The 7512-nt window shown below is 68.5% G+C and carries 6 protein-coding genes; 3 read left to right on the top strand and 3 right to left on the bottom strand.

Annotated features, from left to right (window positions below):
- The 3 genes from KBZ07_RS13560 to KBZ07_RS13550 form a co-directional block, all read right to left on the bottom strand.
- On the bottom strand, window positions 1–656 hold a 656-nt coding region (locus KBZ07_RS13560; protein ID WP_254932110.1), incomplete at its 3' end, for a hypothetical protein.
- Complete coding sequence (locus KBZ07_RS13555) at window positions 656–1474, bottom strand: peptidylprolyl isomerase (RefSeq protein WP_254932109.1); 819 nt, start codon at window positions 1472–1474, stop codon at window positions 656–658. The genes KBZ07_RS13555 and KBZ07_RS13560, both read right to left, overlap by 1 nt.
- Window positions 1471–2448, bottom strand: coding sequence for a tetratricopeptide repeat protein (locus tag KBZ07_RS13550; protein ID WP_254932108.1), 978 nt, complete (start codon window positions 2446–2448; stop codon window positions 1471–1473). The genes KBZ07_RS13555 and KBZ07_RS13550 overlap by 4 nt, the downstream gene beginning before the upstream one ends.
- A gap of 27 nt (window positions 2449–2475) precedes the next feature.
- On the opposite strand from KBZ07_RS13550, the gene KBZ07_RS13545 reads away from it, so the two are divergent.
- The 3 genes from KBZ07_RS13545 to KBZ07_RS13535 form a co-directional block, all read left to right on the top strand.
- On the top strand, window positions 2476–5145 hold the full coding sequence (locus tag KBZ07_RS13545; RefSeq protein WP_254932107.1) for a glycosyltransferase family A protein: 2670 nt from the start codon (window positions 2476–2478) through the stop codon (window positions 5143–5145).
- Between the two features lie 9 nt (window positions 5146–5154).
- Window positions 5155–6237 (top strand): sulfotransferase, encoded by a 1083-nt coding sequence (locus KBZ07_RS13540; protein ID WP_254932106.1) that lies wholly within the window; start codon window positions 5155–5157, stop codon window positions 6235–6237.
- Window positions 6234–7512, top strand: a 1279-nt coding sequence (locus KBZ07_RS13535; RefSeq protein WP_254932105.1) for a hypothetical protein, incomplete at its 3' end; no start/stop codon positions are given. The genes KBZ07_RS13540 and KBZ07_RS13535, both read left to right, overlap by 4 nt.

The raw sequence follows: 7512 nt of genomic DNA, 5'->3' as shown, positions 1-7512 counted from the left end.
GCCGCTTCGGGGATGGCCACCACCCGGGGCGGCAGCTGGTTCACCGGCTGCCGCCATCCTTCGGAATCCGATTGCAGCTGGTCTCCCGGCAGCAGCCCATCGGGCTGGCGGGGGCCGCTGTAGAGCAGGAGGTGGCCCGGGGGCAGGCGGTCTTCGGGGCCGAGCAGCAAGGCCTCTGCCAGCAACAGCTCAAGCTGTTGCTTGGGCTGGGTGGGCCGCTGGCCCTGGGCCCGCCACCAAACCTCCATCAGGCTGGCCAGCTCTTCGAGGCAAGGGCGGCCGGCCACGGCGTGGCGCAGCTCGGGCTCCTGTTGCAAGAGCCGCAGGGCCGGCAGGGCCGGAACCACCAGCAAGGTAGATGGCTGGGAAGCCACCAGGCCAAGTTCCGGTTCTCCACGCCACAGCGACGACCAGCCCAGCCAGCTGCCGGGGCTGGCCAAGCCCAGGCTCAGTGGGGTCTCGCCCGGCTTGAGCTGCAGCCGCCGCAGCCGGCCTTCCAGCAGCAGCGCCGCCCCGGGGGGTAGCTGGCCGGCCCGCTGGAAGGGCTGTCCCACGCTGAGCTGCTGGATGGAGGCTTCCGCCGCCAGTCGGTTGATCAGCTGGTCGGAGACGTTTGTGAGGGCTGCTGAACCCCGCAGCAGCTGTTCAAATCGCATCAGCTGGCCACCTCCAAGGGGGCTGCCTCTAAGAGGTCTGCCAACTGCATCAGCCGATCGCGCAGCAGCAGGAGCTGCTCGCGCTGCCAGCGGCTGCGGCACTCATCCAGCAGTTGGCCACGCACTTGATCGTCTAGCCGGCCGGCCTGCAGGGAATCGACCCGAATCAGGTGCACAACGCCATTGATATCGAGGGGAGGGATCAGTTCGCCGGGCTGGTATCGGCGCACGACGCGCATCAGCAGTGGATTGAGCCGGTTCACCGGCACGGGGCCCACCACACCGCGCCGCAGGCGGTCGGCCTCATCGGCATGGCGCTCAACCACCTCATGGAATGTGCATTCCTCCTCCTGCAACTGGAAGAAGAGCTCGGTGGCCAGATCCGGATCGCGCACCCGCACCATGGTGAGCACCACCTGGTCGAAATCGCCGCGCCGCTGTAGGAAGAGGCCTGGCACCTCCTGGCTCCAAATCCAGTGGCTGGCACGGGCCAGGCTGTTTTCGAAGGCGACCAGCTGCTCCAGCTCGAGTAGGGAGAGGCCGCGGGCGCGGCGCCATGTCTCAAGGTCGTCGAGGGAGTCCAACCCGCAGCGGCGGGCATAGGCCAGCAGCTGGGTGTGGTTGTCTTCCAAGGGCGGCAAGGAGGGGTCTTCGCCTGCCTCCGGCGGCAGGTCGACGCCGGCCAGCTCCTCCAGCAGGCGTCGCTGACACCAGGCGCTGAGCAGCTCATGGCGGGCCAGCAAGCGCACGCTCTGTGGATCGGGTAGCGGCAACGTGGCTCCCAGATTGCGAAGGTGGAACGGAAGCAGGGCGCTCACGGGGTTCCACTGCCGGCGAGTTCGCGATACACCAAAGCCGCCTGCTGATAGTCGCCAAAACGCTCCAGCACTTCAGCCAAGCGACGGTTGAGGCCAGGATCGCGCAGGCGGCTGCGCAGGTACTGGAGCAGTTCGATGGCGGCAGGATCGTCGCCCATCTCCTCCAAACATGTCGCCGCTGTCACCAATTTGTCTGGCTGGAGGTGGTCGGGCTTGATGCGAAAGATGCGAAGCACCAGCTGGGCGGCTTCGATGCTGCGGCCCAGCTGGCTATGGGCGACGGCGAGGTTGGTGAGCGCCGCCAGGGATTCCGGGGAACCCTGGCGGGTGTGTTGGAGGGAATTCTCGAGTAGGGGCACCGCTTCCTGCAGCCGGCCGCCCTTGAGCAGCAGGCCACCCAGATTGACGAGGCTGCGGTAATGGCCTGGATCCAGCTTCAGCGCCTCCCGAAAGGCCCGCTCCGCCTCCTCCGGGCGGTTTTGGAGGAGCTGACACATCCCGAACAGGCCAAAGGAATCAGCGCCGCGGTTGCCGGCCGTGATCAACTGCCGCAACTCCTGTTCCACCGCAGCCGCATTGGCGCTGGTGAGCTTTTCGCGCAGGGCCACCAGCCGCTCTCTCGAGCCCAAAGTCGGCTTGGGGGTCACCGGCGAGAAGGGCTGCTGCGGGGATGGCTGCTGAGGGAAGGTAGGCCCAAGTATGGGTTGACCGGAGGTTCGATCCGGCAGGGCTAGCTGGATGTTTGTCTGATCAGGCCTGCCTCGAAGTAGCACATAGGCTTGGCGGTAGAAGGCAACCGCCAGCTCGGGACGACCCTGGTTGTTGAGTTCCTCGGCGTAGAGAAACTGTTGTTCAGGGCCAAGTTGCTGGCCCAGGGAAGGTGCGTAGTCGGCGGGTAGGGAAGGGGCGGCAGCTGCCTTGGTTGCGGCGGCCTGGCCACCGAGGGATCGAATTAACCAAGTGCGAAGACCCATCCACACCTCCTTTTCTAATTAACCTTAATGGTGACACGAATTTCAGTAGTAATTCCGTTCAGGGATGCCGCTGCATGGTTACCGGCCTGCCTCGACTCCCTCGCCGATCAGGAGGAGCGCAACTGGGAATTGCTGGCCGTCGACGATGGCAGCCGTGACCACTCGGCCGCCCTGGTGGATAACTGGGCGGCCAGCCATCGCCAGCCCGTGCGGCTGATCCGTCTGCCGGGCTTAGGGGTGGCCAGCGCTCGCAACAGCGGCTGGGCTGCCGCCCGCTCTCCCCTGGTGGCCTTTCTCGATGCCGATGACATCGCCCTGCCTGGTCGACTCCACCGGCAGGCCGCTCGCTTCGACGCCGATTCCGGGCTGCAGCATCTGCTCTGTGGCTGGCGGCGCCTGAATGCCGCCGGCACCCCCCTCCATGACGTCTGCCCCTGGCAGGAAGGGGCAAACTTTGATCTGGAGGCCGCCTTTGAACACAAGGCCGTGCTGCCCAGCGCCTGGATGTTGCGGCGCCCCCTACTGGAGCGCCATGGCGGCTTCGATCCATCGCTTCGCCATGCGGAAGACGTGGACCTATTGCTGCGGCTGGCCGCAGCTGGCGAGCGCGGCGGCTGGCTGGAGCATGTTCTCTGTGGTTATCGGGTGCATGGCCGCGCTGCCAGCCGCCAGGCCGCCGATCAGGCCCATGGCCTGCTGTGGGTGGTGAATCGCCGGTTGGCGGCGCTGCCGGCAGGCCATCCGCTGCTGGGCAGGCGCCAGAGCCTGCTTTTCAATACCAGGGCTTGGGCGGGCTGGCAGGCCTGGCACGAACGGCAGCCAGACCTGGCCCTCGATCTGTGGCGCACGGCCTGGGGAAGCCGCAGCGGCGGAGACGCCCACACCTGGCTGCACCTGGCCGAAAACGTTGGCCGCAGCTGCGCGCGTATCGGCGTTGATCTCTCGGTTGAAGAGCTGCTCAATGACCCCACCTGGCAGGCTCTGGAGGGGCGGGTGGTGGTGGATCTCAGCCGCAGCGGCGCCCGCAGCGTTGCCAGGCTGCAATCTCTGGCCAACCGGTTCATCAGCCAGCTCGCTGCAGCTGATCCAATCTGGCGGCCGGAGGCTCTCGCCCGCTGGTGGCAGACCCTGCCTGCGGGATCCGACCCCCTGCTAGAGCTGCGCCTGCGGGTATTGACCTGGTGCGGGGCGTTAAAACAGCTGGGTTGCAGCGAGCCTGCAAAGGGTTCAAGGCTGGCTGCAGAACTTGCTGCAGAGCTGGCAGAGCTGCTGCGCAACTGGGCCCTGATCAGCTGGCCAGAACACGGGGAGACGGCTCGGCAGCGGCTGCAGGAGGTCTTCGACCTGGAGCCCAGCGCCCCGCTGGCCATGGCGATCGCCCGGCTGGCGGCCACCCGCCACCCCTGGGGTGCCAGGGCCCTAGAGCAGCTGGCCACCCGGTTGCCGGCGCCTGGCGGGGATGGGGCTGCCAACGAGCACCTCTCCCGCCTGCCGCTGCCCGTGCCGGCCGAGGCTTGCCGGGGGCCCGACTGCAGCCCCTGCGCCCTGGCCCATCTGGAGCTGCTGGGCTGGCGGCGAGAGCCCCTGGTGCCGGCCGGTGACGGGGCGGCCGTTGCCTGGCTTGAACAGTGGGTGCCGCCCCAGGGTGCTGGCGGCACCTGGCAGGCAGCGCCCTTTGAGCTGCAGGAGCTCGAGCATGGGCGGATCTGGTTGCGGTCGCCGAACTCCAACCCCTGGGGCACCACCCATGGGCTGGCCGTGGCTGACGGAGAGGGCCAACCCCGGCCCCTGCTGAGTCGCCGCTATCCCCAGCCATGGCCTGCGTGTCCCAGCCCCCCCCACCGCTGCGAGCCGGCGCCAGTAGGGCCTCCCCTGACGGTGGATGGCACGGTGCTGGCGGTGGCCGATCTCTCGGCCGAGATCCACTACCACTGGCTACTGGACAGCTTGCCAAGGCTGGGCCTGGCACTGGCCCGGAGCGGAGCCGGCGCGGATTCGGGCTGGCCAGAGCACTGGCACCTTTGGCACAACGGCGGCGGCAGTGAGCGGGTGCGCCGCAGCCTGGTGGACGACCTAGGCATCCCGCCCGAGCGGCTGATCGATGCCCATCAGCATCCCGATCTGAAGGCGAAGCTGCTGCTGATTCCGCCGCCGTTGCACCCCCTTGGCTGGCCCTCGCGGCGCGCGCGCGCCTGGCTGCGCCGCCGCTATCTGCAGCCGGAGCAGCGGGGTCACCGCCGCCAGGGCAAGGGTCGACGCCTTTGGCTGGTGCGCGGCCCCTCGGCCCGCCGGCCCGTGTTTGGTGAGGCGGAGCTGCTGGCGCACCTGGAGCAACAGGGGCTGGGGCTGGAGCCGCTCGTGCTGGAGGGCCTGCCGCTGACGGAGCAGGCTGCCCACATCGCTGACGCCGAACTGCTGGTGCTGGCCCACGGGGCGGCGCTGGCCGGGCTGGCCTTCGCCCGGCCGGGCACGCAGGTGTTGGAGCTGCATCAACCCCGGTACGCCCCGCCCTATGGCCATGCCCTGGCCAGCTGGGGGGGCCTGCAGCTGGTGCGCTGCCTGCAGCCAGCCACGTCGCCGGATCTATACAGCCAGCTGCTGTTTGAGGCACCTATCTGCGAGCCGATCGTGCTGGATCCGGAGCGGGTTGCGACGGCGCTGCGCGCCCTGGCTGCCTGCACTAGCTCACCCACATAAAATTGAGCCATGGCGATTGCAAAAGCCAGCTGGCTTGACACCGCGGCAGCGGCACGCATCGCCGGCCAGCCCGAAGCGGCCGCGACTGCCTACCTGCGGGTACTGGAGCTTGATCCCACCGACAGCAGCAGCCTGCGGGGCCTGTATTACCTCCAGGTTGGGGAGCCCCTACGCCGAGCTTTGCTGCCGCAGCTGCGGCAGCTGATTGAAGCGGCGGCGCCCCATCCCCTGGCCCACGGCCTGCTTGCCCACTGGCTGCGTGAGGAGGACAGGGCGGCGGCCCTGGCGCTCAATCGCCAGGCTGCGCGCCAGGGCCTGCCGCCGCAGCGGCTGGCGCCGCTGGGCAGCGCCGCCGCCGCCGCCGGTGGCTTGCCGGAGGTGGTGATCCTGGGGGCGCCGAAATCTGGCACCACCTCTTTGGCGGCCTATCTGGCGGGCCATCCAAGGGTGTGGCTGCATCCGCTCAAGGAATTGCATTTCTTTGACAACCACTGGGAGCTGGGGGAGGTTTGGTATCGCTCCCAGTTCCCTCCCCTGCGCAGCCCCGGGCTGCTGCGGCTCGAAGCCACGCCGGATTATCTGCAGCATCCGCAGGCCCCGCAGCGCATGCACGCCCTGATGCCCGAGACGCGGCTGATCGTGCTGCTACGCGAACCCCTTGACCGGGCCCTGAGCTGGATCCGCCACATGCGCTGCTTGATCGGCCTGCAGGGCGACAGCGAGGCGCTGCTGAGGGAGGAGGCCGAGCGGCTTGAGGCGATGGGGCCAGAGGAATTGGCCGGGCTGGGTTGGTTTCGGCCCAATGCCCTAAGCGGCAGCCTCTACGACCAGCAGCTGCGGCGCTGGCTGGCGGTGTGGCCGGCCTCCCAGCTGCTGCTGCTGCGCTTCGAGGATCTGGCCCTCCGCCCCGATGCGGTGCTGCGGCGCTGTTTGGCCTTTTTGGACCTGGACATAGAGGGGCTGCCGCCGGGCCGCAGTTATCAGATACACAACCAGGGGCTGCTGCCGCCGGTGTCGATCGATCCGGTGCTGGCCCGCCGCTGCCGTGAGGGGGTGCTGGCTGAAGCGCTCGAGCTTTGGACCGCCTTGTGACGTCCAGCCTGCCGGGCCGCTGGGCAGAGTTCGGGCGCCGCTGGCAGGCCTGGCGGCAGCGGCACGACCGGCGCTGCTGGGCCAGTAGCTGGCAGGGTGAGGCCTTCCAGGCCGATCGGCTGCGCTTTCCCTCCCCCTGGGACGACCAGCTGCTGGAGACGCGGCTGAGCCTGCGTGTGGGCAACCACCTGGCCTATCTGCTGCGGGATGGGGAGGGCCGGCAGGCGCTGGTGTTTGCCGGGCTGGTGAGCAATGGTCACGAGCTGGAGGCGGTGTATCTGCTCAAGGAGGAGGAGTGGCTGCACGCGCCGGTTTCGGTGGCGCCCGCAAGTTGGTATGCCCTGGGGCTGGAGCGGCTGGCTGCCCAGCTGGAGGAGGCAGCAGCCGTGGCTGATGGGATGGCACCCCAGCGGCGGCGGCTGCTGTGGCTCGAGGGTCATCCAAATTTCGCCCACCAGCTGCTCAACGGCCTCACCTGCCTCGACCAGGTGGACGGGGCCGCCCTCGGGCCGGTGCTGCAGGAGGGTCCGGAGGCCTTCGGGCCGCTGCGGGAACTGTTTCCGGCGGTGCTGTGGCAGGAGAGGGCCGAGGCGAAGGGCGGCGCCTGGTTTGAATTGCCCCTGAGCCAGCGGCCGGAACGCATCAGTCGCAGGCTGCGGAGCCAGCTGCGCTGCCGGGCGGCGATGGTTCTGAGCCGCGAGGCACTGGAACTGGAGCGACGTCTTCTGGCCTGGAAGGCCAGCGGCGGCTGGGTGCTGGCGGTGAGTGTCAAGGCCCGCGGAGCGGTGGCGGAGGGCCTCAACGAGCTGCTGGCGGCCTGGCTGGCGGCCCTGGCGCGGCAAGGGCCGCTGCCGCTGCTGCTGATTGATGGTTTCTCCCTGCCCAGCGGCGCCTCCAGCGCCACGGTGGTGGCCCCCTATCTCTGCCCGATGGGGGAGGTGATCAGCGCCGAGGCGGAACAGATCCGCCAGCTGGAAGCGGTGCTTATAGCCGCGGCACTTAAGCCGGAACTACTGGTGTGCGCTGGTCGCCCCCTGCTGGAGGCGCTGCATCTGCTGCAGTACGCGGATGTTTATTTCATGCACCAGGGCACGGTGCAACACAAGATCGGCTGGTTTCAGGAGTCGATTCCAGGCATCGTGCACTCCAATAGCAAGCGCAACTGCGGCGGTTCCCATCCATGGGGTGGCATGGGTGAAACCGCGCCGCTCTGGTTTCCCGCCGAGGGCTGTGAAGATCTCGAGGATGCTCCTCGGGGGAGCTATCGCTTCCGCC

The sequence above is a fragment of the Cyanobium sp. BA20m-14 genome, assembly GCF_024346295.1.
The sequence above is the reverse complement of the archived record's forward strand: the minus strand, read 5'-3'. Positions and strand labels throughout refer to the sequence as shown.